The 22,377-nt window shown below is 41.5% G+C and carries 19 protein-coding genes; 16 read left to right on the top strand and 3 right to left on the bottom strand.

Features of this window, described 5'->3' with window-relative positions:
- Window positions 1–13 precede the first annotated feature (13 nt).
- From NMM13_RS04590 to NMM13_RS04615, 6 genes are all read left to right on the top strand, one after another.
- Window positions 14–694, top strand: a complete 681-nt coding sequence (locus tag NMM13_RS04590) for a TIGR02206 family membrane protein (protein WP_254727857.1) — start codon at window positions 14–16, stop codon at window positions 692–694.
- A 184-nt stretch (window positions 695–878) separates the two neighbouring features.
- Window positions 879–2,426 (top strand): peptide chain release factor 3, encoded by a 1,548-nt coding sequence (locus NMM13_RS04595; RefSeq protein ID WP_254727855.1) that lies wholly within the window; start codon window positions 879–881, stop codon window positions 2,424–2,426.
- A 78-nt stretch (window positions 2,427–2,504) separates the two neighbouring features.
- On the top strand, window positions 2,505–2,885 hold the full coding sequence (locus tag NMM13_RS04600) for a PH domain-containing protein (RefSeq protein ID WP_003015210.1): 381 nt from the start codon (window positions 2,505–2,507) through the stop codon (window positions 2,883–2,885).
- Window positions 2,886–2,925: 40 nt separating this feature from the next.
- Window positions 2,926–3,834: a magnesium transporter CorA family protein gene (locus tag NMM13_RS04605; RefSeq protein WP_070666301.1), complete on the top strand. Its 909-nt coding sequence runs from the start codon at window positions 2,926–2,928 to the stop codon at window positions 3,832–3,834.
- Window positions 3,835–4,638: 804 nt separating this feature from the next.
- The gene (locus NMM13_RS04610) at window positions 4,639–6,210 is read left to right on the top strand and encodes a DEAD/DEAH box helicase (RefSeq protein ID WP_254727853.1); all 1,572 of its coding nucleotides are present in this window, start codon (window positions 4,639–4,641) and stop codon (window positions 6,208–6,210) included.
- Window positions 6,211–6,565: 355 nt separating this feature from the next.
- Complete coding sequence (locus NMM13_RS04615) at window positions 6,566–7,459, top strand: aldose 1-epimerase family protein (protein WP_254727851.1); 894 nt, start codon at window positions 6,566–6,568, stop codon at window positions 7,457–7,459.
- Window positions 7,460–7,475: 16 nt separating this feature from the next.
- Here NMM13_RS04615 and NMM13_RS04620 read toward each other — a convergent pair whose 3' ends face one another.
- The 3 genes from NMM13_RS04620 to NMM13_RS04630 form a co-directional block, all read right to left on the bottom strand.
- Window positions 7,476–7,739 (bottom strand): GIY-YIG nuclease family protein, encoded by a 264-nt coding sequence (locus NMM13_RS04620; RefSeq protein WP_049472126.1) that lies wholly within the window; start codon window positions 7,737–7,739, stop codon window positions 7,476–7,478.
- Window positions 7,729–8,475, bottom strand: a complete 747-nt coding sequence (locus NMM13_RS04625) for a tRNA1(Val) (adenine(37)-N6)-methyltransferase (protein ID WP_254727849.1) — start codon at window positions 8,473–8,475, stop codon at window positions 7,729–7,731. Before NMM13_RS04625 ends, NMM13_RS04620 begins: the two co-directional genes overlap by 11 nt.
- 81 nt (window positions 8,476–8,556) lie before the next feature.
- The gene (locus NMM13_RS04630; protein WP_254727847.1) at window positions 8,557–10,896 is read right to left on the bottom strand and encodes a cation-translocating P-type ATPase; all 2,340 of its coding nucleotides are present in this window, start codon (window positions 10,894–10,896) and stop codon (window positions 8,557–8,559) included.
- A 173-nt stretch (window positions 10,897–11,069) separates the two neighbouring features.
- On the opposite strand from NMM13_RS04630, the gene NMM13_RS04635 reads away from it, so the two are divergent.
- The 10 genes from NMM13_RS04635 to arcA all read left to right on the top strand — a co-directional run bounded on the left by NMM13_RS04635 (window position 11,070) and on the right by arcA (window position 22,372).
- Window positions 11,070–11,816: a 1-acyl-sn-glycerol-3-phosphate acyltransferase gene (locus NMM13_RS04635; protein ID WP_003006324.1), complete on the top strand. Its 747-nt coding sequence runs from the start codon at window positions 11,070–11,072 to the stop codon at window positions 11,814–11,816.
- Between the two features lie 65 nt (window positions 11,817–11,881).
- Window positions 11,882–12,550, top strand: coding sequence for a helix-hairpin-helix domain-containing protein (locus tag NMM13_RS04640; protein WP_254727845.1), 669 nt, complete (start codon window positions 11,882–11,884; stop codon window positions 12,548–12,550).
- The gene (locus NMM13_RS04645) at window positions 12,531–14,777 is read left to right on the top strand and encodes a DNA internalization-related competence protein ComEC/Rec2 (RefSeq protein ID WP_070595127.1); all 2,247 of its coding nucleotides are present in this window, start codon (window positions 12,531–12,533) and stop codon (window positions 14,775–14,777) included. The genes NMM13_RS04640 and NMM13_RS04645 overlap by 20 nt, the downstream gene beginning before the upstream one ends.
- Before the next feature lie 75 nt (window positions 14,778–14,852).
- Window positions 14,853–15,455, top strand: coding sequence for a DUF805 domain-containing protein (locus NMM13_RS04650; RefSeq protein WP_070595129.1), 603 nt, complete (start codon window positions 14,853–14,855; stop codon window positions 15,453–15,455).
- A 23-nt stretch (window positions 15,456–15,478) separates the two neighbouring features.
- Complete coding sequence (gene holA, locus NMM13_RS04655) at window positions 15,479–16,513, top strand: DNA polymerase III subunit delta (protein ID WP_070595131.1); 1,035 nt, start codon at window positions 15,479–15,481, stop codon at window positions 16,511–16,513.
- Between the two features lie 88 nt (window positions 16,514–16,601).
- Window positions 16,602–17,207 (top strand): superoxide dismutase SodA, encoded by a 606-nt coding sequence (gene sodA, locus NMM13_RS04660; RefSeq protein ID WP_061455362.1) that lies wholly within the window; start codon window positions 16,602–16,604, stop codon window positions 17,205–17,207.
- A gap of 210 nt (window positions 17,208–17,417) precedes the next feature.
- Window positions 17,418–18,890 carry a helicase HerA-like domain-containing protein gene (locus NMM13_RS04665; RefSeq protein WP_254727843.1) on the top strand — a complete coding sequence of 491 codons (1,473 nt, stop codon included), beginning with the start codon at window positions 17,418–17,420 and terminating at the stop codon, window positions 18,888–18,890.
- Window positions 18,891–18,988: 98 nt separating this feature from the next.
- Entirely contained in the window at window positions 18,989–20,056 is a 1,068-nt protein-coding gene (locus NMM13_RS04670; protein ID WP_037599267.1) for a serine hydrolase, read from the top strand.
- Between the two features lie 159 nt (window positions 20,057–20,215).
- Entirely contained in the window at window positions 20,216–20,905 is a 690-nt protein-coding gene (locus NMM13_RS04675) for a Crp/Fnr family transcriptional regulator (RefSeq protein ID WP_254727841.1), read from the top strand.
- Window positions 20,906–21,142: 237 nt separating this feature from the next.
- Complete coding sequence (arcA, locus tag NMM13_RS04680; RefSeq protein WP_254727839.1) at window positions 21,143–22,372, top strand: arginine deiminase; 1,230 nt, start codon at window positions 21,143–21,145, stop codon at window positions 22,370–22,372.
- Window positions 22,373–22,377 lie beyond the last annotated feature (5 nt).

The following is a 22,377-nucleotide window of genomic DNA, read 5'->3' on the forward strand; positions in this document are numbered from 1 at the left end:
ATAAGGAGATTTTATGCATCATTTTTTCACTACAGAATCAACAGCACCACCAGCAATCTCAGCACTTTGGTATAGTGTGATGGTCTTGTTCGTTGTGACAGCGATTATGATGTCACTTCGCTATTATCAGAATGAGCAATTTCGTAAATGCTTTCAATACTTACAAGGCTTCCAGTTAATTTGCTTGTATCTTTGGTATTTTGCCTACCACATTCCTTGGTCCAATAGCTTACCATTTTATCATTGCCGCTTGGCCATGTTTGCGGTCTTGTTTTTACCAGACCGCTGGAAAAGCAAACAGTTCTTTGCCTTGATGGGAGTGAGTGGAGCCATCTTTGCTTTGGGCTATCCAGTCTTTGATCCCTACACTTTCCCTCATATTACGAGCTTTTCTTTCCTCCTCGGACATTACTGTCTCCTCATCAATTCCTTGATTTATCTCTTGAGATGGTATGATCGAAACCTCTTAAAAAATAGTCAGATTATTCTCTATACCTTTGCCTTAGATTTATTCCTGGTTGGAGTCAATCAATTGACGGGAGGAAATTATGGCTTGATGGCCCGCCCTCCGATTATGAGAGGGGATAAGGTGTGGCTCAATTATCTGGTTGTATCCAGTATTTTAGCCCTTGCTTTATTACTCTTTAATCAGTTCTTCAGTCGCAGAAGTGAGCGGGTGAAAGTGAGAAAATAAATATGATTGAATTAGACTAGAATCTACGGATTTTAGTCTTTCTTTTTGCTCTCAAAGAAGAATCATCGTTGAAAAAAGTGCCTATTTTCGCTATAATAGGACAGATAGAGAAATTGAGGAGAAATCCGATGTAGAGATGAATTTGTAAATTTATCAAAAAATAAGAAGAGAAAGAATTAGGAATATGAACGTACAAGAAGAAATTAAAAAACGCCGTACCTTTGCCATCATCTCCCACCCGGATGCTGGTAAAACGACGATTACAGAGCAGTTGCTCTATTTTGGGGGAGAGATTCGGGAAGCTGGTACTGTAAAAGGAAAGAAAACAGGAAACTTTGCCAAGTCTGACTGGATGGATATCGAAAAACAACGTGGGATTTCGGTAACTTCATCTGTCATGCAGTTTGACTATGATGGAAAACGGGTCAACATCCTTGATACCCCAGGGCACGAGGACTTTTCAGAAGATACTTATCGGACCTTGATGGCAGTGGATGCTGCCGTCATGGTGGTGGACTCTGCCAAGGGTATCGAGGCCCAAACCAAGAAATTGTTTGAGGTTGTGAAACACCGTGGCATTCCAGTCTTTACCTTTATGAACAAGCTGGACCGTGACGGTCGCGAGCCACTGGATCTCTTGCAAGAATTGGAAGAGGTCTTGGGTATCGCAAGTTACCCGATGAACTGGCCGATTGGGATGGGGAAAGCCTTTGAGGGACTCTATGACCTTTATAACCAACGTTTGGAACTCTACAAAGGGAACGAGCGCTTTGCAAGTCTAGAAGACGGAGACAAGCTCTTTGCTAATAACCCCTTCTACGAACAAGTGAAAGACGATATCGAACTCTTGCAAGAAGCTGGAAATGAATTCTCAGAAGAAGCCATCCTTGCGGGTGAATTAACACCAGTCTTCTTTGGATCCGCTTTGACGAACTTTGGGGTGCAGACTTTCTTGGAGACTTTCCTCAAGTTTGCTCCAGAACCACACGGCCACAAGAAGACCGATGGAGAAATAGTGGATCCTTACGACAAGGATTTCTCAGGCTTTGTCTTTAAAATTCAAGCCAATATGGACCCTCGTCACCGTGACCGGATTGCCTTTGTGCGGATTGTATCGGGTGAGTTTGAGCGGGGCATGAGTGTTAATCTGCCTCGTACTGGTAAGGGAGCGAAACTCTCTAACGTCACTCAGTTTATGGCCGAAAGCCGTGAGAATGTCAGCAATGCCGTAGCAGGAGACATCATCGGGGTCTACGATACAGGGACTTATCAGGTTGGAGATACGCTGACAGTTGGTAAAAACAAGTTCGAATTTGAACCACTGCCAACCTTTACGCCTGAAATTTTCATGAAGGTATCTGCCAAGAACGTCATGAAGCAAAAATCCTTCCACAAAGGGATTGAGCAATTGGTGCAAGAAGGAGCTATCCAGCTCTATACCAACTACCAAACAGGTGAATACATGTTAGGTGCGGTTGGACAACTTCAGTTTGAAGTCTTCAAACACCGGATGGAAAATGAATACAATGCAGAAGTGGTCATGAGCCCAATGGGTAAAAAGACCGTTCGTTGGATCAAACCAGAAGACTTAGATGAGCGCATGTCTTCAAGCCGAAACATCTTGGCCAAGGATCGCTTTGACCAGCCAGTCTTCCTCTTTGAAAATGACTTTGCCCTCCGTTGGTTTGCGGACAAGTATCCTGACGTTGAGTTGGAAGAAAAGATGGGATAAGGAACGATTCAAAACCGATCCATAACAATAGAATAAGAAGACGAAAATCTACCCGTTTTCGCTTATAAAGGAGAAACTATGGGATTACTAAGTGGTTTGATGGGCAATGCCTCTCAAAAGAATGTTGATAAAGTAGAAAGAGATCTGGAAGATATCTTGGTGCCGGGAGAGCAAGTCACACTTGCTTTTAGCTTGATTCGTGATTTAATCGTCTTTACAGAGTTTCGTTTGATCTTGGTGGATAAGCAAGGAGTAACAGGAAAGAAAACTTCCTACAAATCCCTTCCTTATCGCTCCATCTCTCGATTTTCAGTAGAAACTTCCGGTCATTTTGATTTGGATGCTGAATTAAAAATCTGGGTCTCTTCAGCAGTGGAACCTTCAGAAGTTTTACAATTCAAGAGTGACAACAGTGTCATTGAAATCCAGCAAGCATTAGCCAGTGCGGTCTTTAAATAAAAAATCATGTTGATAGAGAACAGTTGAGAAAGGAGACGGAATGTTTATCGATAAACAATTGGGTCAAGATCGGAAATGGATCAATATCGACTCGGATTTGATTGCTGAAAATTCATATCTTTATAAAAAATACGATATTGACAAAGAAACCATTGAGTACGCGATGGATAAGAACGAACGTGCCCATATGGATTACAATCGAGAAAACGGAACGATCACCTTTATCTACAATGTATTGGATTTAGAAAAGGACAAGGAATACTACGAAACCATCCCCATGACCTTTATCGTTCAAGATACGCGACTCGTGACCATCAGTAACCAGGACAATGCCTATATCATTGAACAAATGGTTCGTTATTTGGAAAGCCATGAGGAGCTGTCGATCTATAAGTTGCTTTTTGCAGGTCTTGAAATGATCAGTAATGCTTATTATCCGATTATTGATCGCTTAGATAAGCACAAAGATGAACTCAATCGTTTGCTTCGAAAGACAACGACGACAAAGAATCTTTATGCCCTGTCTGACCTTGAGACCGGTATGGTGTATCTGGTCGCGGCAGCCAAGCAAAATCGGATGTTGCTAGAACATATCAAAGCACATGTCATTTATCGCAGGATGAATGATGTTGAAAAAGAGCAGTTTGATGATGCCATGATCGAAGCGCGTCAGTTGGTTTCAATGACCGAGTTGATTTCCAATGTCTTACAGCAGTTGTCTGGATCATACAACAATATCCTAAACAACAACTTGAATGACAACTTGACAACCCTAACCATCTTTGAAGCCTTGTTGGCGGTCTTAGCCGTTATCACCGGTTTCTTCGGAATGAATATCCCTCTTCCTATGACAGAGGATCCCAATGCTTGGATCTATGTATCCCTATGTAGCTTTATATTATGGCTCATTTTGGCAAAGGTCATGCGTTGGATTGTGAAAAAAAGATAAAAAAAAGAGGCTTGGAGAAATCCGAGCCTCTTCGTATCTAGAATAATCTGAGAAATAGGAACCATCTAGACACCTGCCCTCCTCTCCAAAGAAGGGGCAGTGTGAATAGTTCATCGACTGTACAAAATCTTCTTGGAAATAGTAGGAGTAGATTTAATAGTACTGAGTGGTTCTAAATAAATCAGAACTTAGAATAAATCGTTGAATCAGATAAAATGATCCTATTTCTTTATACAGAAATATTTTAGATACTAACTGTATTATACATATTTATTTGTAAAAACGCAAGATAAGAGTTACCAAAAAATAAAAGTTTTCCGATTTTTTTATACTCCAATGATGAAGTATATGAAATGGTCGCAAGAAGAAAACCAGTCCTGGCTAGGATTTGCGTCACTTTTCTGATTTCAAGCGATCCAGGATTTTTTCCTAAAAAATAAAATTAATCTCCTTTGACTATCATTTGCCTCTTCATTATGTTATACTAGATAAGTTGCAAACTTGTATGAGAGAAATGGTGGGGAGACTGAACAGATGGAAGGCTTCTGTTCGAAAGAAGACTCCCGCAAATAGGATCATGTTGCCTATTTGTTTGAAAAAACGATTCTAGTCAACAACATCCGTTAGGACGCAAAACATTTTTCTCTAAAGAAAATGTAGTCTTAAACAGACGGACTAGTTTTTCTTTAGATGAGTCTTGCGACAGGTAACCGGGAAGATGACTTCCTATGCAATCAGTGCGTATTCGCATTGAAAGAAGTTTGATAAAGTGGCTTCGCACCACTTTTTAGAAAGAAGAAAGAATTGAAATTCAATGAATTTAACTTATCTGCTGAATTATTAGCAGAAATCGAAAAAGCTGGCTTTGTAGAAGCAAGCCCCATCCAAGAACAAACTATTCCTTTGGCCCTTGAAGGAAAAGATGTCATCGGCCAAGCGCAAACAGGGACCGGTAAAACGGCTGCTTTTGGTCTTCCAACTTTGGAGAAGATTGATGTCGATAATACTGTGATCCAAGCTCTTGTTATTGCCCCAACGCGTGAGTTGGCGGTTCAAAGTCAGGAAGAACTCTTCCGTTTTGGACGCAGCAAGGGTGTTAAAGTCCGCTCTGTCTATGGTGGATCAAGCATTGAAAAGCAAATTAAAGCCTTGAAGTCAGGTGCTCATATCGTTGTGGGAACCCCTGGACGCTTGCTAGATTTGATCAAGCGCAAGGCCTTGAAACTTAATCATATTGAAACCTTGATCTTGGACGAAGCAGATGAAATGCTCAACATGGGCTTTTTGGAAGATATCGAAGCTATCATTAGCCGTGTTCCAGAAACACGTCAAACTCTTCTCTTTTCAGCAACGATGCCAGAAGCCATCAAACGCATTGGTGTTCAGTTTATGAAAGAACCCGAACACGTTAAGATTGCGGCCAAAGAATTGACAACTGATTTGGTCGATCAATACTATATTCGTGTCAAAGAAGGCGAAAAGTTTGATACCTTGACTCGATTGATGGATGTCGAGCAGCCTGAACTTGCCATCGTCTTTGGTCGGACCAAACGCCGGGTCGATGAATTGACGCGTGGCTTGAAGATTCGTGGCTTCCGTGCAGAAGGAATTCACGGAGATTTGGATCAAAACAAACGTCTTCGTGTACTTCGTGACTTTAAAAATGGGAACTTGGACGTCTTGGTAGCAACAGACGTTGCGGCACGTGGCTTGGATATTTCAGGTGTGACCCATGTCTACAACTACGATATTCCACAAGATCCAGAAAGCTATGTTCACCGGATCGGACGGACAGGTCGTGCTGGGAAAACAGGGCAATCCATTACCTTTGTATCGCCAAATGAAATGGGCTATTTGCAAATCATTGAGAACTTGACCAAAAAGCGGATGAAGGGAATGAAACCTGCAACAGCAGAAGAAGCCTTCCAAGCGAAAAAACAAGTAGCACTGAAGAAAATTGAGCGAGATTTTGAAGATGAAAAAATCCGGACCAACTTTGAGAAGTTTGGCAAGGATGCTCGCAAATTGGCTGCAGCATTCACTCCTGAAGAATTGGCTATGTATATTTTGAGCTTGACCGTTCAAGATCCAGACAGCCTTCCAGAAGTTGAAATTGCGCGTGAAAAACCATTGCCGTTTAAACCATCCGGTGGTGGCTTTGGTGGAAAAGGAAAAGGTGGCCGTGGAAATGGCCGTCGTGGAGACCAACGCCGTGACCGAAATCGCAGAGATGACCGTGAAGGTGGACGCCGTGATTTCAAACGCAAGTCCAATAAAAATAGCCGAGACTTTGAAGGCAAAGGCAACAAACGTCCTCATCGTACTTCCAATGAAAAGAAAAATGGATTTGTCATCCGCAATAAAGGGGATAAATAAGTCCGAAGGAACGGTCTATTGCTAGACCGTTTTTTTATATGAAAAATAAAAAATACAAGGGTTAACCAGCTGTTAACCCTTGTATATTTATAAGGAGACCTAAATGATAACTGACTCTTTTAGAAAAAATGTATCATGATAAGGAGCATCCAAAAAAGTCAGACAACAGAAAGAATGGATTCCTAAAATGGGATATTTCTGTTAACATATTAAGTCTACAATTATTTCCAAGCCTTGTCAAGGTTTTTTCTTATTTTTTTTAAAAATTTTTAACTAAAAAGATAAAAATTGACAATCTTAGCTAAAAGGTTATAATGAATATGATAACTATATTAATTATAAAGAGGTGGCGTCCATGGTGATTGCATTAAAAAATGATGATCTAGAAGTACACTTTAAGACATTTGGAGGGGAATTGAGCTCCATTCGAAGTAAAGAAGGCATAGAATATCTCTGGCAAGGGGATCCAGAGTATTGGTCAGGACAAGCGCCGGTTCTGTTTCCGATTTGCGGGAGCGTTCGTAATGGCCAAGTACAGTATCATCTAAAAGATGGAGTGAAGACAGGTCAGCTACCAAGACACGGCCTCATTCGCAAGAGAGAGTTTGAACTTAAAGAACAAACAGACCATCGTCTTGTCTTTGAAATCACCTCTAACGAAGAGAGCCTGCAAAATTATCCCTACCATTTTCGAGTTGAAATCGTTTATGAACTACAAGGGAAAGAAATCACCATCACCTATCGTGTACAAAATCTAGAGTCTGATCAAGTCATGCCTTATTTCATTGGAGGGCATCCAGCCTTTTATTGTCCCCTTTTAGCAGATGAAGACTATGAAGACTACGAGTTGATTTTTGAAAAAGAAGAAACCTGTAGCGTCCCTCTCTTGTTCACAGAAACTGGATTGGTCGATCGCCTGCAGCGGACGCCATTTTTTGATCATAAGCGTAGCCTACCTTTGCGACATGAACTATTTGAAAAAGATGCCATTATTTTAGATCAGTTAGCCTCTAAATCTGTGAAGCTTATCTCGAAAAAATCAGGTAAAGGTTTGGAATTTGATTTTGCAGATTTTGAAAATCTGGTCCTTTGGTCTACTAATAACAAGGGCCCCTTCATTGCCTTAGAGCCTTGGACAGGTATTTCCACATCTGCAGAAGAGGGCGATTTCTTCGAAGACAAAAAAGGTGTGATCCAGTTGGACCCTCAAGAGACACGGAGTCACCAGTACCGTATCACCATTTTGTAAATGAAAAACCGTTGGACTATGGAGTCCGACGGTTCTTTTTGATATAGTTTAGTTTTGCTTGGCGCGATTTCTTTTTAAAGAGAGCTTCGGCAGACATCGCAGAGGGTTTATCTGGATAGGATTCTTTGTAAAGAAGTTTAACGGGGAGGCGAGCCCGTGTGTATTTGGCTCCTTTTCCAGCATTGTGAGTCTTCAGGCGTTTTTCGACATCCGTGGTATAGCCAGTGTAGAGAGAGCCATCCGCACACTCTAAAACATACATGTAAGCCTTAGTTTCCATAGTAGATCTCATGAATCTCATCTGTATAGCTGCCATCTTCATTGTGAATAAAGAGAGGAGGCAGAATTTTTAACCCATCCAGTGAGCCATCCTTGATCGCCTCAATCAATAACATATTCGCCTCTTTGGTCACTTTTGGATAGACAAACTGGATCCGCTTAGGTGCAAGATTATAGCGCTTCATGGTTTCGATGATATCCAAAAAGCGATCTGGACGATGGACCATCGCTAAGCGACCATTTGATTTGAGAACCCGCTGGGCCACATGGCAAATCTCATCTAAATTGGTGGTAATTTCATGCCGGGCTAAGAGGTAGTGTTCACTCTCATTGAGATTGGAATGCTCATCAACCTTGAAATAAGGGGGATTGCAAAGGATGATATCCACCTTACTGCCCTTGATATGTTGAGGCAAATGCTTGAGGTCATCGGTGATCATGGACATTTGCGGGTTCAAATCATTGAGAGTAATGGAGCGGGTAGCCATATCCGCCAGACGTTCCTGAATTTCAACACCAATAATCTGAGCTTCTGTCCGAGTGCTCGCAAAGAGTCCCACAGCCCCATTTCCCGCGCAGAGATCTACGATCAAGCCCCGCTTGGGCAATTTTGGAAAGCGTGAGAGCAGGACGCTATCCACGGAGTAACTAAAAACTTCCCGATTTTGTATGATTTTTACATCACTTGAAAAGAGTTGGTTGACGCGCTCACCGTCTTTTAATTCGATATCTGTCATGGCTCTATTATAGCATGAAAAGAGGCTTGGGGAAAGATCGATAAAACATAAAAAGTTGAGAGTTTTTACTCTCAACTTTTTTTAATCAAATTCATATTTTTGGAGAATCGTAGTGAGGATAAAGACTCCTGTAAAGATAGCCATCAATGCCAGATAAACTGGGAAAGTAGTGGTTGTAAGGAGGGAAATCTCGATCAAGTTTTTCAACACGACCGCAGATGCGTAGAATCCTACTACAGAGAAGATGATGAGGAGGGCCCGCCAGATATTTAGTGGCAGGCAAGCACGGATAACGGATAGGAAACCGATGGATCCAAGTAAGTAGTAGGATACAGTAGACATATCGGCTGCAGACCAACCATGGCTTGCTCCCCAAAGGCGAATGAACAAGACGCTAAAGACGACCATCAAGGCGCTTGGTAAGGCTAACAGAAGGGAACGTCTTAAGAAGTGTTTTTCAACCGGTTTGATATTGCGTTCAAAGGTCAACACAAATGGTGGGAATCCTTCAACAAATTGGTCAATCAAGGTGATTTGAATAGGGATGAATGGAAAAATCAGCAAATAATTGACGTTGAAGAAAAGGGCACTGGCGATACAGATAATAGCCAAGAGGAAGGAATAAATCGTTTTGATGAAGAAGATCGGAGCGATTCGTCCAATGTTATTGACCACACGACGACCTTCGAATAGAATTTCTGGAACATCATTAAAGTCAGAGTTCAAAAGAACAATATTTGCAATTTGACGGGTTGCAGGATCTCCTTCAGCCATTACGATGGAGCAGTCTGCTTCACGAAGAGCAAGGATATCATTGACTCCATCTCCTGTCATAGCAGTCGTCCGACCAGCTGCTTTCAAGGTTTGGATGAGCAGTTTTTTCTGGTGAGGAGACACGCGTCCAAAGATGGCTGTTTCTTCTGCTTGATCCACTAATTGATCATCAGAAATTTTTGAACAATCGACGTAGTTCTCATAATTTTTGAAGCCAGCTTGTTGAGCGATATAAGAAACCGTTACAGGGTTGTCACCGGATATGATTTTTAGATCCACTCCTTGAGAGCGCATATACTCAAGAGTATCTGAAGCCCCTTCACGAATGGGGTCTGTAATCTCAATAACGGCAATCCCTTCAAGATTTTCAGGCAGTTTCAATTCCTGCATGCTGATTAGTTCTGAACTATGTGCCAATACGAGCACGCGCGATCCACGAGCTTGTGCTTCGACGACAGCAGCTGGATTTTCTTTAAGGAGCATTTCAGGAGCACCGAGAAAGACGGTTCCAAGGTTGGATAGGTGCATGGCTCCCCATTTTCGATCACTTGAGAAAGGAATAATGTTTTCCGCAGTATAAGCATGTTCCAACTCCCCATAAGCCTTGCGAATAGCTTGAGCAGTAGGATTGGTGTCCTCGCTATTTTGCATGTAAGCAGAGAGGATGACCTGGATCGTTTCCTCAGAAAAATGCTCGGATAAGCTATGGAGAGCTTCGACTGTCATCTTCCCTTGAGTGATGGTCCCGGTCTTATCTAGACACAAGGTATCCACACGCGCCAGGGTTTCCACTGAATACATTTCTTGAACAAGAACCTTGCGCATACCGAGCTTAATAACCGCCGTCAAAAGAGACGTAACCGTCAGTAGGGCAATTCCTTTTGGCAACATTCCCAAGAGAGCTGTGGAAGAATTCACGACAGAATCCTTGATCGGTAGCATCTTGATCAACAATGCTTCAAAGAAGAGGGCAAGGCCAAATGGGATGATAATTTTCCCAGTAAAGCTAGAGATTTTCGCTAAATTATAGAGAATACGCGAATTGATAGGCTTCAAGGTTTTGGCTTCCATCATCAGTTTGTTGGCATAGTTGTTTGCCCCAACTCGCTTGACACGGGCATAGACTTGACCACTTGCGATAAAACTTCCAGAAAGCAGTTCATCACCAACTTCTTTTAAGACCAGGTCACTCTCACCAGTCAGCATAGCCTCATTGGCTTCTGCAATACCGGACATGACTTCAGCATCACTAGGGATCTGCTCACCCGAAGACAGAAGCATTAGATCACCTAGGACAAGCTTCTCTGGTGGAATCGCATCTTTTTCCCCATCACGAATGACAGTCACTAGCTCACGACTCATGAGGTTGAGTTTATCAATCATCCGCTTGGCGCGCATCTCGGTCATGATCCCTGTAATGGCATTGAAGCAAATGACCGCGAAAAAGATCATATTGCTCCAGGCCTGTACAGCAGCCAAGGCTACGGCAATCACAAAGTTTAAGGTATTAAACAAGGTGAAGACGTTGCGCTTGATGATTTGCCAGGTACTGGTACTTGTATTCGTTGTAAAATCATTGGTTTGTCCGCGATCCATTTTCTTACGGACTTCACTGAGGGACAAGCCCTTTAAATCATTCGTTTCCATAGACAATATGATATCATTTTTTTGAGAAAAAGACTATCTAGAATCGGTCCGCTGAGTCAATTTTTATCTAAAAAAGGTTTGCGGTCAAAATCAGGATACGGTATAATAAGAAAGAACCTTTTACAGGATGGAATATCTTGTAAAGATTAATGAAATGGATTTGAGGAACAACTATGTTTTACACCTATTTACGGGGCCTTGTTGCCTTTATTCTTTGGGTTTTAAATGGGAATGCCCATTACCATCATAAGGACAATATTCCAGATCGGGAAGAGAACTACATCTTGGTATCCCCTCACCGGACTTGGTGGGATCCGGTCTATATGGCCTTCGCGACCAAGCCAAAGCAATTTATCTTTATGGCAAAAAAAGAGCTCTTTACCAATCGTATTTTTGGCTGGTGGATTCGCATGTGTGGTGCTTTTCCGATCGACCGTGAAAATCCGGGAGCAGAAGCTATTAAGTATCCTGTCAATATGCTGAAAAAGAGCAACCGTTCCTTGATTATGTTCCCAAGTGGAAGCCGTCATTCTCAAGACGTCAAAGGCGGTGTTGCTATCATTGCCAAAATGGCTAAGGTCCGTATCATGCCAGTGACTTATACTGGTCCAAGAGACTTGAAAGGGTTGGCAACGGGTGAACGTATTGATATGAACTTCGGACATCCGATTGATATTTCGGATATTAAAAAGATGAATGACGAAGGAGTGGCAGAAGTTGCCCGTCGTATTCAAGAGGAGTTTGACCGTTTGGATGCGGAAGCGCAAGCGATCAACACCCCAACAAAACCGTTTATCTTGATTCGTTTGTTAAAAATCCTTTTGATTCCTCTTGTCTTAGTCGTGGGCATCTTGACCTTGCTCTTTAGTTACCTAGCCAGCTTTGTATGGGATCCGGACAAACATCGAAAAAACAAATAAAAAACTGAGAATTTTCTCAGTTTTTTTTTATTTTTACGAATAATAATAGTGAGAGGAGGCTTTTTATGGAAGATATGATTGAAAAAATCAAAGAATATAAGCTCTTTTTAGCACTTACAGCTATCGGACTCTTACTTGGAGGGTATTTCCTTTTCCATCGACCTCAGTCGAGTACATCAACAATACCGGATCTCTATCAGACTTCCCGTTCAACTTCGAGCAAAGAAAAGACATCTGCTTCTAGTTCAAGAGAAGAAAAGCCGGCTGCTTCAGTGTCTGATGCTCCCGAGATCATTACGGTCGATGTCAAAGGGGCTGTCAAACAACCGGGTGTCTATGAGTTGCGCTCTGATAGCAGAGTCCACGATGCCATTCATAAGGCGGGTGGAATGACTGCTGAAGCCAATAGCCAATCGGTCAATTTGGCGCAAAAACTCTCTGATGAAGCAGTGATTTATGTTGCCAAAGAAGGGGAGGATGTTCCAGCACTTGGAAGTTCAGAAAGTCCTGCAACTTCGTCAGCATCAGCAGAAAAAACAGGCAAGGTCCATTTAAATCGAGCGACCGAGTCAGAGCTCCAGACGGTATCAGGCATTGGTCAGAAACGAGCCCAGGACATTATCGCCTATCGCGACGCAAATGGCCCTTTTCGATCAGTGGATGATCTTAAAAATGTTTCAGGAATCGGGGAGAAAACACTGGAGAAACTAAGAGATGCTTTCACGGTGGATTAAAGAGCTCCCTTTTTCGCTTGTACACCTCGCTTTTTTACTTCTTTGGTTGTATTTTAGTGTTTATCAACCATCTTGGCTTTCGATCAGCGGTCTAGTAGTGGTGATATGTTTAGTGGTTCATCACTATAAGGAGGATCGCTCAAGTTTGTTGCGTCTTGCTTTAGCAACTCTTTGTTTTGCGACCTTCTTTGTTTTTCAGAGAGCCCAGGATCATCCAAAACAAGTCGAAAGTCGCTCCCCAGCCCATTTACATCTGATCCCAGATACCATCAAGGTTAATGGAGATGCCCTGTCTTTTCGTGCTAAAGATCAGGGTAGTACCTACCAAGTTTTTTACACCTTGAAATCTGAGAAAGAAAAACAGCAGTGGCAAGGTCAAACTCACTTGTTGGAGTTGACGTATAAGGGTGTCATAGAAGAGCCAGAAGGGCAGCGAAATTTTAGAGGTTTTGACTATCGAGCTTATTTGAAGACTCAGGGAATATATCACCAAATTAGAATTGAAACGATCCAATCTGCGCTTCCCATCCAAACGTGGAATGTTTTCGATTGGCTATCTCAATGGAGGCGCCAAGCCATTGTTTGGAGCAAGGAGCACTTTCCACAGCCAATGAACCAGTATATGACCGGCCTTCTTTTTGGTTATTTAGATACGGATTTCGAGGAGATGGATCAGCTTTACACGAGTTTAGGAATTATTCATTTGTTTGCCTTGTCTGGGATGCAGGTCGGCTTTTTCATCAATGGGATCCGAAAAGCTCTCTTACGTCTAGGAATCTTGCAAGAAACAGTCGATATCTGGATGCTTCCAATCTCTTTGATCTATGCTGGCTTGACAGGTTTTTCTGTTTCAGTCGTTCGCAGTCTCTTACAAAAAATCCTCTCTCAAAAGGGCATCCGAGGGATGGAAAATATGGCGATGACCTTGATGCTCTTAATGATTCTCATGCCTAAGTTTCTCCTGACAGCTGGAGGCGTCTTGAGTTGTGCCTATGCCTTTATTTTGACCTTGGTAGATACTAATTCTTATTCAGGAATTAAAAAGGTGCTAGTGGAAAGTTTCTGGATTAGTCTGGGGATCTTGCCGCTTTTGACCTATTATTTTAGTGTCTTTCAACCATGGTCACTCCCATTAACCTTCCTATTTTCTTTCTTGTTTGATCTTGTTCTCCTTCCAGGGTTAACAGTGCTGTTTATCTTATCGATTCTAAAGCCGCTTACGATTTTTAATAGTTTCTTTCTACTCATAGAGGAGTGTATTCGTTGGATCTCAAAGCTCACGTCGCTACCGTTGGTATTTGGTCAACCGACGGGATTAGCTCTGATCGTCCTCTTACTTCTTTTAGGGACCTTATATGATCTTCGAAAGCAAAAGAACCTTCGTTTTCTGTTCATCGGTATGATTCTAGTCATCTTTTGTTGGACCAAGCATCCTTTAGAAAATGAGATCACCATGGTGGATATCGGTCAAGGAGACAGTATCTTTTTACGCGATTGGAAAGGAAGGACCATTTTGATTGATGTCGGAGGACGCGTCACTTTTAAAAGTGGAGACAAGTGGCAAGAGCGCAGTCAATCTGCCAATGCGGATAAAACCTTGATTCCCTATCTCAAGAGTCGAGGTGTTGGAAAACTCGATGCTTTGGTCTTGACCCATACAGATCAGGACCATATGGGCGATATGCTAGAGGTTGCCAGACAAATCCCGGTTAAAAAAGTGTATGTCAGTCCAGGCAGTCTAACTAGTTCCAAATTTCAAGAGAAATTGAAACAGCTTCATAGTCCAGTTAAAGTAGTCCAGAGAGGGGATCAACTTCCTATTTTTGATCATCATCTCGAAGTCCTATCTCCTGATGAAGTGGGGGATGGCAAAAATAATGATTCGATTGTCCTCTATGGGCAGTTTTATCAGAAACGGTTTTTGTTTACAGGTGATCTGGAAGAAGCTGGGGAGAAAAAACTATTGGGAAACTATCCCCAATTACAAGTGGATGTCTTGAAAGTAGGCCACCACGGATCGAAAGGTTCCTCTAGTGATGTATTTTTGGATCAGCTACATCCTCAATTGGCCTTAATCTCCGTTGGAAAGAAAAATCGCTACCAGCATCCTCATAAAGAATTGCTTGATCGTTTAGAGGAACGATCCATTTCTTACCTTCGTACCGATGAAAGAGGAGCGATTCGCTTGATTGGGTGGGATCATTGGAGGGTAGAAACGGTCCGCTAGAGATGAGGAGAGGTTTGCTTTCTATGCTGAAAATTGCTATTATAGAAGGTGAAATCAATGTAAAGGTAGAATCGTATGAACGCATTTAAGCAATTTTGGATACAGTATGCAGATTTTTCAAGTAAGACCAGTCGAGCTCATTTTTGGCTAGCTTTTTTCTGGAATTTCCTGATTTCTTTGCCTCTTTGGGTTTTTTACATCGTGACTTCTTTATCCCATCAAAATGCTCAAGAAATATTCAATTTTTCAACTGTTCATTCTAAAACAGGTCTATGGGCACTCGCTTTCTTAGCATTCTTTTACTTCCTCATTTTAGTACCCAGTCAAGCCATTTGTGTGCGTCGCTTACGGGATGCTGGGATCCATTGGTCTTGGATCTTTTTGAACCTTGGTCCGGTTTTACTCTATTTATTGTCAGGGCTAGATATTTTCCTATTTCTTTGGGTGATTACAGTTATTTCTCTCCTGATTCTCATGATGCTTCCAGGAAAAAATACCTTCCCACGACCAGTAGAAACTCCTATGGGAGTAACTTCTGAACCACAGGTTACAGCGACAGAAGGAAGCTTTGGAGGCAACTCGTTTGAGCAAATTCCTAATTTTGTAGCAGCTCCAGATTTGTCCGACGAAAAACCACCATTGGAACAAAAAATGGTTGCTGAACACGAAATACACTAGACTGATAGAGATAAGAGAGTTTCATGCAAGCAATTACCGACACTAAACATCTGACGGTTCAAACTCTGCCTTCTATTCTTGTCTTGACAGGCGAGGATGTAGGTCAATTTGAATGGTTAAAAAAAGACATTTTAAAAAAAATAGGCTATGATCCCTCAGATTTGAATTATTCTTATTTTGATATGAAGGAAGCCTCCTATGCTGAGGTAGAGCTGGATTTGGTCAGTCTTCCCTTTTTCGCTGATAAAAAAATTGTGATTTTGGATCACTTGTTGGATCTGACGACTACCAAAAAACGCTATTTAACCGATGAAGAACTAAAGCAATTTGAAAGTTATCTGGAAAATCCTTCTGAATCGACCCGTTTGGTGATCATTGCAGAAGGAAAATTAGATAGTAAGCGTCGCTTGGTCAAACTCCTAAAACGGGATGCCCAAATCATTGAAGCGGCGACTCCTAAAGAGCAAGAGGTAAAGCGCTATTTTGCAAGCCAAGCCCAAGAATTGGGCCTGCAATTTGTGGGCGATTCCTTGGACCAACTACTCTTAAAATCTGGCTATGATTTTGGAGAGTTACAGAAGAATCTCGCTCTTTTGCAGGCTTATAAAGAGGATGGTCAGATTACCCTCGAAGATATTGAGGAGGTTGTTCCCAAAACCTTGCAAGATAATATTTTTGATCTGACCCAAATGATTCTCAAACGCCAAATCGATCAAGCTCGGAATTTGGTGAAAGATCTCCGCTTACAAGGAGAAGATGAAATAAAATTGATTGCTATTCTTTTGGGGCAATTCCGAATGTTTTCTCAAGTAAAAATATTTTCAGAAGAAGGCCAATCCGAAAACCAAATCGTAGCGAGCTTGTCGGAGTTGTCAGGACGCAAGGTCAATCCATATCAGGTGAAGTTTGCCTTACGGGATAGCCGTAAGCTTTCCCTGTCCTTTTTGAAGCAGGCCATGATGACCTTCATCGAGACGGATTATGCAATTAAAAGTGGAACGTATGATAAAGACTACTTATTTGATTTGGCCCTGTTGAAAGTGGCAAATAGCGTCTAAACATGAATGAAATTGCAAGCAGATTAGTTGAATAATTTAGCTGTTTGCGTTATCATCAAATCAGTAATAAAGAAAAGAGGACCATAAAATGGCTATCATTTTACCAGAATTACCATATGCTTATGATGCATTGGAACCTTATATCGATGAAGAAACCATGCATTTGCACCATGATAAACACCATCAAACATATGTAAACAATGTGAATGCAGCTCTTGAAAAACATCCTGAAATTGGAGAAGACCTTGAAAGCTTGTTAGCTAATGTTGAATCCATTCCAGCTGACATTCGCCAAGCTGTGATCAACAATGGTGGTGGTCATTTGAACCACGCTCTTTTCTGGGAATTGATGACTCCAGAACAAACAGCTCCTTCAGCAGAACTTGCTGCAGCTATTGATGCCACATTTGGTTCATTTGAAGACTTCAAAGCAGCCTTCACAGCAGCAGCAACGACACGTTTTGGTTCTGGCTGGGCATGGTTGGTTGTCAACAAAGAAGGTAAACTTGAAGTCACTTCAACAGCAAACCAAGATACACCAATCTCTGAAGGAAAAACACCAATCCTTGGTTTGGATGTTTGGGAACATGCTTACTACGTGAAATACCGTAACGTACGTCCTGACTACATTAAAGCTTTCTTCTCAGTGATCAACTGGAATAAAGTTAATGACTTGTTTGCAGCAGCAAAATAATAAAATAAAGGAATCTATAAGAGCGACAATTGGCTCTTATAGATTTTTTTGTTTGTATCCGGAAAATCGGAGTATAATTTCTTGCGTTTAGACAGGAAAATGATACACTAATAGGAGTGTGTCTTACTTATCAGAAGCCCAGTTTGAAGGGCCTAGGCAAGGAAAAGATGACCGTTAAAATGAAAACTGAAACATTCAGGGAGAAACGAAATGACTAGTATTACCATTACCAAAGGAGCCGTTGAAACGCCTATCTATTTACGGATGTTGAATCGTCATGGCTTGATTGCAGGAGCAACAGGGACAGGGAAAACAGTTACCCTCAAGGTCCTCACAGAAAAATTAAGCAAAGAGGGCATTCCGGTCTTTCTAGCTGATATCAAGGGAGATTTATCTGGTTTAGCCAAAGCGGGGCAATGGACTCCAAAACTGGAAGAACGCTACAAACTGCTTGGTCTCACAGATCCGTTTGAGCCGCAAGCCTTCCCTGTTCGATTGTGGGATGTCTTTGGCCAAGCTGGTCATCCTGTTCGTGCGACTGTCGAAGGAATGGGGTCATTGCTTCTTTCTCGTCTACTTGATTTGAATGAAACTCAATCAGGAATTCTTGCAATTGTCTTTAAAGTGGCTCAAGAGAAAGATTGGCCCTTGCTTGATTTGAAGGACCTGCAAAGCCTTTTAAAGGAAGTCTATGAACACAGCTCAGACTATTCTGCCCAATATGGTAATATCACCAAACAATCTGTCGGTGCGATCCAAAGAAGCCTCTTGGTTCTTGAAGAAGAAGGAGCGGATCAGTTTTTCGGAGAGCCCGCACTTGATTTAAATGACTTTATGCAACTCGATGCATCAGGGCGTGGGTATATCAATATTCTTTCGGCTACAAAGCTCTTTCATTCACCAAAATTGTATTCAACCTTTTTAATTTGGATGTTGTCTCGTCTCTTTGAAACACTTCCCGAGGTTGGGGATCCCGAAAAGCCAAAACTGGTTTTCTTCTTTGATGAAGCCCATCTCCTCTTTAAGGATGCAAGCAAGCTCTTTCTTGAGAAGGTCGAGCAAGTCGTGCGCCTGATTCGTTCTAAGGGTGTAGGGATTTACTTTATTACCCAAAATCCTCAAGATCTACCAGAATCTGTTTTGGCACAGCTTGGAAATCGTGTACAACATGCTCTTCGAGCTTATACACCAAAAGAAATGAAGGCCATCAAGGTGGCTGCCCAAAGTTTTCGTCCGAATCCAGACTTTGATACAGAAACAGTGATCACAGAATTAGGGACAGGGGAAGCCTTGGTTTCTTTCCTGAATGAGAAGGGGCAACCTAGTGTGGTTGAGCGTGCTTATATTCTCTCTCCTCAATCGAGTTTTGACCTCTTAAATGAAAGTGAACAATTGGCCTTAATCACGACATCGCCTTTCCATCAAAAGTATGCGACGACGATTGATCGGGAATCTGCCTATGAAAAATTAGCAGCTAAAGCAAGCAAGGAAGCACAAGAAGAAGAGCAAAAAGACGCAGAAAAAGAACGAGCTGCGGCGGAAAAAGCAGAGCAAAAACGTAGTCCAGGTCGTCCAAGAAAATCTAGTCTTGAAAAGGCAAAAGATTCCTTCTTGAGTTCCTTATTCCGGACGATTGCGCGTGAGATCGCTAAGCTGATTATGGGCTCCTTTAAACGGAAATAAGCCTTTTATGAAAAGAAAAAAACTTTTTAAAAAGAAACCGTTTTCTCTTTCTGATAATTCTTGTTATTTTCAGTAGAATCTTTTATAATTAATCTCGTATGAAAAAATATTTTAATCTACGCTCGATCATGATTGCGGTCAGTATTTTATTGTGCTTAGTGGGAACAAGCGCACTGGGCTACTTGCATCTTACGCAACCGACAGCATCAGCAATTGAAAAAAAAGCAAAGAAAACAAAAGAAGCAAAAGAACAAGATATCGAAAAGTCTACCCCTGAGACGAAAAAACCGCGTGTCAAATCTCCTGAAGCTAAGCAAGCAGTAGTAGATGCAGACATGGAAACGATGAGTGCTTATGGCCTTGTCTATGATTATGCTAATAAAGGCTTGGTAGAGGTTGTTCAGGATTTCCTAGCGGAAAGTGGAATTGATCCGTCACAAGTTGCTTTCACGTATCGCAATGCCATTACTGGAGAGCAATTTGCCATGAATGATCTTCAACCAATGACGGCAGGTAGTACCTATAAGCTACCCTTGAACATGTTGGTGGTGGATGAAGTCGCAAAGGGCAAACTCAATTTAACAGACCGGTTTGACATTACCAATACCTACTATGAATATGTAGGAGAGCATGACAATTATGTTGCTGCCTTTGATGGAGCTATGTCTATCCCTGATATGCAGCGCTATTCATTGGTTTACTCTGAAAATACCCCAGCCTATGCCTTGGCAGATCGTTTAGGGGGGATGGAGCAAGCACGCAAGTTATTCAGTCGCTATGGTCAATCCCGTTCACCAGAAGTCAAAACCTTTAGCGAAGACAATAAAACGACAACGGATTATTACATCCATGTCTTAGAATATCTTTGGAATCATCAAGAAAAATATGCAGATTTACTAGAACTGATCGGGGAGTCTTTCCCAGGTGAGTACTATAAAAAATTCTTGCCAGATTTGGTGATTCAACAAAAACCAGGATATGTTGCTGAAGCACTTAATGTGGATGCGATTGTCCGTGAATCGACTCCTTATTTGGTTGCTATCTACACTGCAGGACTTGGAGGTACGACTCCAGAAAGTTCTGAAATCAGTGGCGTTGGTCTTTATCAATTGGGACAATTGGCTTATGTTATCAATGAATGGCATCGTGTCAATATGAATGAATAATCGACAAAAGGTCTGAGGGTTGCTCAGGCCTTTTCTTCTAACAAAGTATCGTGAAAATGACTTGGTGTTTCGAATTACTTTTCTGTTCTTAAGAGACTTCGTTCCCTTTTCTATAAAAAGTATGTTATACTACTAATAGTAATAAGAGGAAGTATAGACATGATTACAAAGGAAGATTACCAGTTGCTCCGCTCGCATCCAGCCTTTTCTGCGCTACCAGTGGAGCTATTTGATAAATTAGCTGTTGAAATTCATGCCAGGGATATCCCTAAGGGACAAATTTTATTTTATGCAGGAGATAAGCGGGAGCGCATTTTTCTTCTGGTAAAAGGCTTTGCCCGTATTGAGCAATTTGATTCGTCGGACCAATTCTCCTATATGGATTATATAAAGAAGGGGGCTCTGTTCCCTTATGGTGGGATGTTCCAGGATGAGCGTTACCACTATACAGCTAGTGCGGTGACGGATTTGCGTTGTTTCGTAATTCCCGTCAATCTTTATGAATTATATGCCCAAGAGAGTAAGGAGCAGTTGCTCTTTATTATGAGAAAGCTCTCCTCCATCCTAGAATTTCAAGAGTTGCGCTTGCGTAATGTCGTGACAGCTAGTGCCAGTGAGCGCGTGATTCAATCCTTAGCCATTCTGTGCAAGGACTATGAAAGCCTTGGAAATCAACTCCCATTTCCAATTAGTATGAAGGAAATGGCCAAATTAGCAGCCACAACTAGAGAAACTGTCAATCAAGTTTTAAAGAAACTCATTGATTCTCATAAGATCCAGTATGAGAGAAAACTACTAACTTTTCTAGATACAGCCTACTTTTTAAAGAGTTTTGAAGAGATCAACTAATTTGCTGATCTTTTTTTATTTTTTACAAAAAAATATATATTCATAAAAATAATATAAAAGACAAAATATGCAAAGAAAACGCTTCATATTAACTAAAAAATAGGAAAGATTCAAAAAAACGCCAAATTCTTTGCATTCAAAAAGTAGAATCCTTTGTGAAAGCGGTACCAATAAAGAATATAATAACAATTGTAATAAAGCTTATGAACAAGCTCAAAGAAAAAAGGAGGATGACAGATGTCAACTAAACCAATTCATGTTTTCTCAGAAATTGGAAAACTGAAAAAAGTAATGTTGCACCGTCCAGGTAAAGAGTTGGAAAACTTGATGCCTGACTATCTAGAGCGTCTTCTTTTTGATGATATTCCATTCTTGGAAGATGCACAAAAAGAACACGACAATTTTGCTCAAGCGCTTCGTAACGAAGGAATCGAAGTACTTTATCTTGAAAAATTGGCAGCTGAGTCATTGACTACTCCAGAAATTCGCGAACAATTCATCGAAGAATATCTTGATGAAGCAAACATTCGTGGACGCCAAACTAAAAACGCTATTCGCGAAATCCTTCGTGGTATTGAAGACAACCAAGAATTGGTTGAAAAAACAATGGCTGGTTTCCAAAAAGCTGAGCTTCCAGAAATTCCTGAAGCTGACAAAGGCTTGACAGACCTTGTTGAATCTGACTACCCATTTGCGATTGATCCAATGCCAAACTTGTACTTCACACGTGACCCATTTGCTACAATTGGGAATGCAGTATCATTGAACCACATGTATGCTGATACACGTAACCGTGAAACTTTGTATGGTAAATACATCTTCAAATACCACCCAGTTTACGGTGGAGAAGTTGAACTTGTCTACAACCGTGAAGAAGATACTCGTATCGAAGGTGGGGACGAATTGGTCCTTTCTAAAGATGTCTTGGCAGTTGGTATCTCACAACGTACAGATGCTGCATCAATTGAAAAATTGTTGGTAAACATCTTCAAGAAGAACGTTGGCTTCAAGAAAGTATTGGCCTTCGAATTTGCAAACAACCGTAAATTCATGCACTTGGATACAGTATTCACAATGGTGGACTACGATAAATTCACAATCCACCCAGAAATCCAAGGCAACCTTCGCGTCTTCTCTGTAACATATGAAAATGAAGCATTGAAGATTGTTGAAGAAAAAGGTGATTTGGCTGAATTGCTTGCTGAAAACCTTGGTGTTGAAAAAGTTACATTGATCCCTTGTGGTGATGGCAATGTGGTTGCAGCTGCTCGTGAACAATGGAACGACGGTTCAAATACTCTTACAATCGCACCTGGTGTGGTAGTTGTATATGACCGTAACACAGTCACAAACAAGAAATTAGAAGAATACGGACTTCGTTTGATTAAGATCCGCGGAAGTGAATTGGTTCGCGGTCGTGGTGGACCTCGTTGTATGTCAATGCCATTCGAACGTGAAGAAATCTAATAGAG

Source organism: Streptococcus sp. CF8_St5-11, assembly GCF_024295625.1.
Taxonomy (GTDB): Bacteria; Bacillota; Bacilli; order Lactobacillales; family Streptococcaceae; genus Streptococcus.

Coding starts and splice junctions, on each gene's coding strand:
- NMM13_RS04675 (WP_254727841.1), top strand. CDS start 20,216: ATGATTACAAAGGAAGATTACCAGTTGCTCCGCTCGCATCCAGCCTTT.
- NMM13_RS04615 (WP_254727851.1), top strand. CDS start 6,566: ATGGTGATTGCATTAAAAAATGATGATCTAGAAGTACACTTTAAGACA.
- holA (WP_070595131.1), top strand. CDS start 15,479: ATGCAAGCAATTACCGACACTAAACATCTGACGGTTCAAACTCTGCCT.
- NMM13_RS04625 (WP_254727849.1), bottom strand. CDS start 8,475: ATGACAGATATCGAATTAAAAGACGGTGAGCGCGTCAACCAACTCTTT.
- NMM13_RS04635 (WP_003006324.1), top strand. CDS start 11,070: ATGTTTTACACCTATTTACGGGGCCTTGTTGCCTTTATTCTTTGGGTT.
- sodA (WP_061455362.1), top strand. CDS start 16,602: ATGGCTATCATTTTACCAGAATTACCATATGCTTATGATGCATTGGAA.
- NMM13_RS04670 (WP_037599267.1), top strand. CDS start 18,989: ATGAAAAAATATTTTAATCTACGCTCGATCATGATTGCGGTCAGTATT.
- NMM13_RS04665 (WP_254727843.1), top strand. CDS start 17,418: ATGACTAGTATTACCATTACCAAAGGAGCCGTTGAAACGCCTATCTAT.
- NMM13_RS04620 (WP_049472126.1), bottom strand. CDS start 7,739: ATGGAAACTAAGGCTTACATGTATGTTTTAGAGTGTGCGGATGGCTCT.
- arcA (WP_254727839.1), top strand. CDS start 21,143: ATGTCAACTAAACCAATTCATGTTTTCTCAGAAATTGGAAAACTGAAA.
- NMM13_RS04605 (WP_070666301.1), top strand. CDS start 2,926: ATGTTTATCGATAAACAATTGGGTCAAGATCGGAAATGGATCAATATC.
- NMM13_RS04590 (WP_254727857.1), top strand. CDS start 14: ATGCATCATTTTTTCACTACAGAATCAACAGCACCACCAGCAATCTCA.
- NMM13_RS04650 (WP_070595129.1), top strand. CDS start 14,853: ATGAACGCATTTAAGCAATTTTGGATACAGTATGCAGATTTTTCAAGT.
- NMM13_RS04645 (WP_070595127.1), top strand. CDS start 12,531: ATGCTTTCACGGTGGATTAAAGAGCTCCCTTTTTCGCTTGTACACCTC.
- NMM13_RS04630 (WP_254727847.1), bottom strand. CDS start 10,896: ATGGAAACGAATGATTTAAAGGGCTTGTCCCTCAGTGAAGTCCGTAAG.
- NMM13_RS04595 (WP_254727855.1), top strand. CDS start 879: ATGAACGTACAAGAAGAAATTAAAAAACGCCGTACCTTTGCCATCATC.
- NMM13_RS04640 (WP_254727845.1), top strand. CDS start 11,882: ATGGAAGATATGATTGAAAAAATCAAAGAATATAAGCTCTTTTTAGCA.
- NMM13_RS04600 (WP_003015210.1), top strand. CDS start 2,505: ATGGGATTACTAAGTGGTTTGATGGGCAATGCCTCTCAAAAGAATGTT.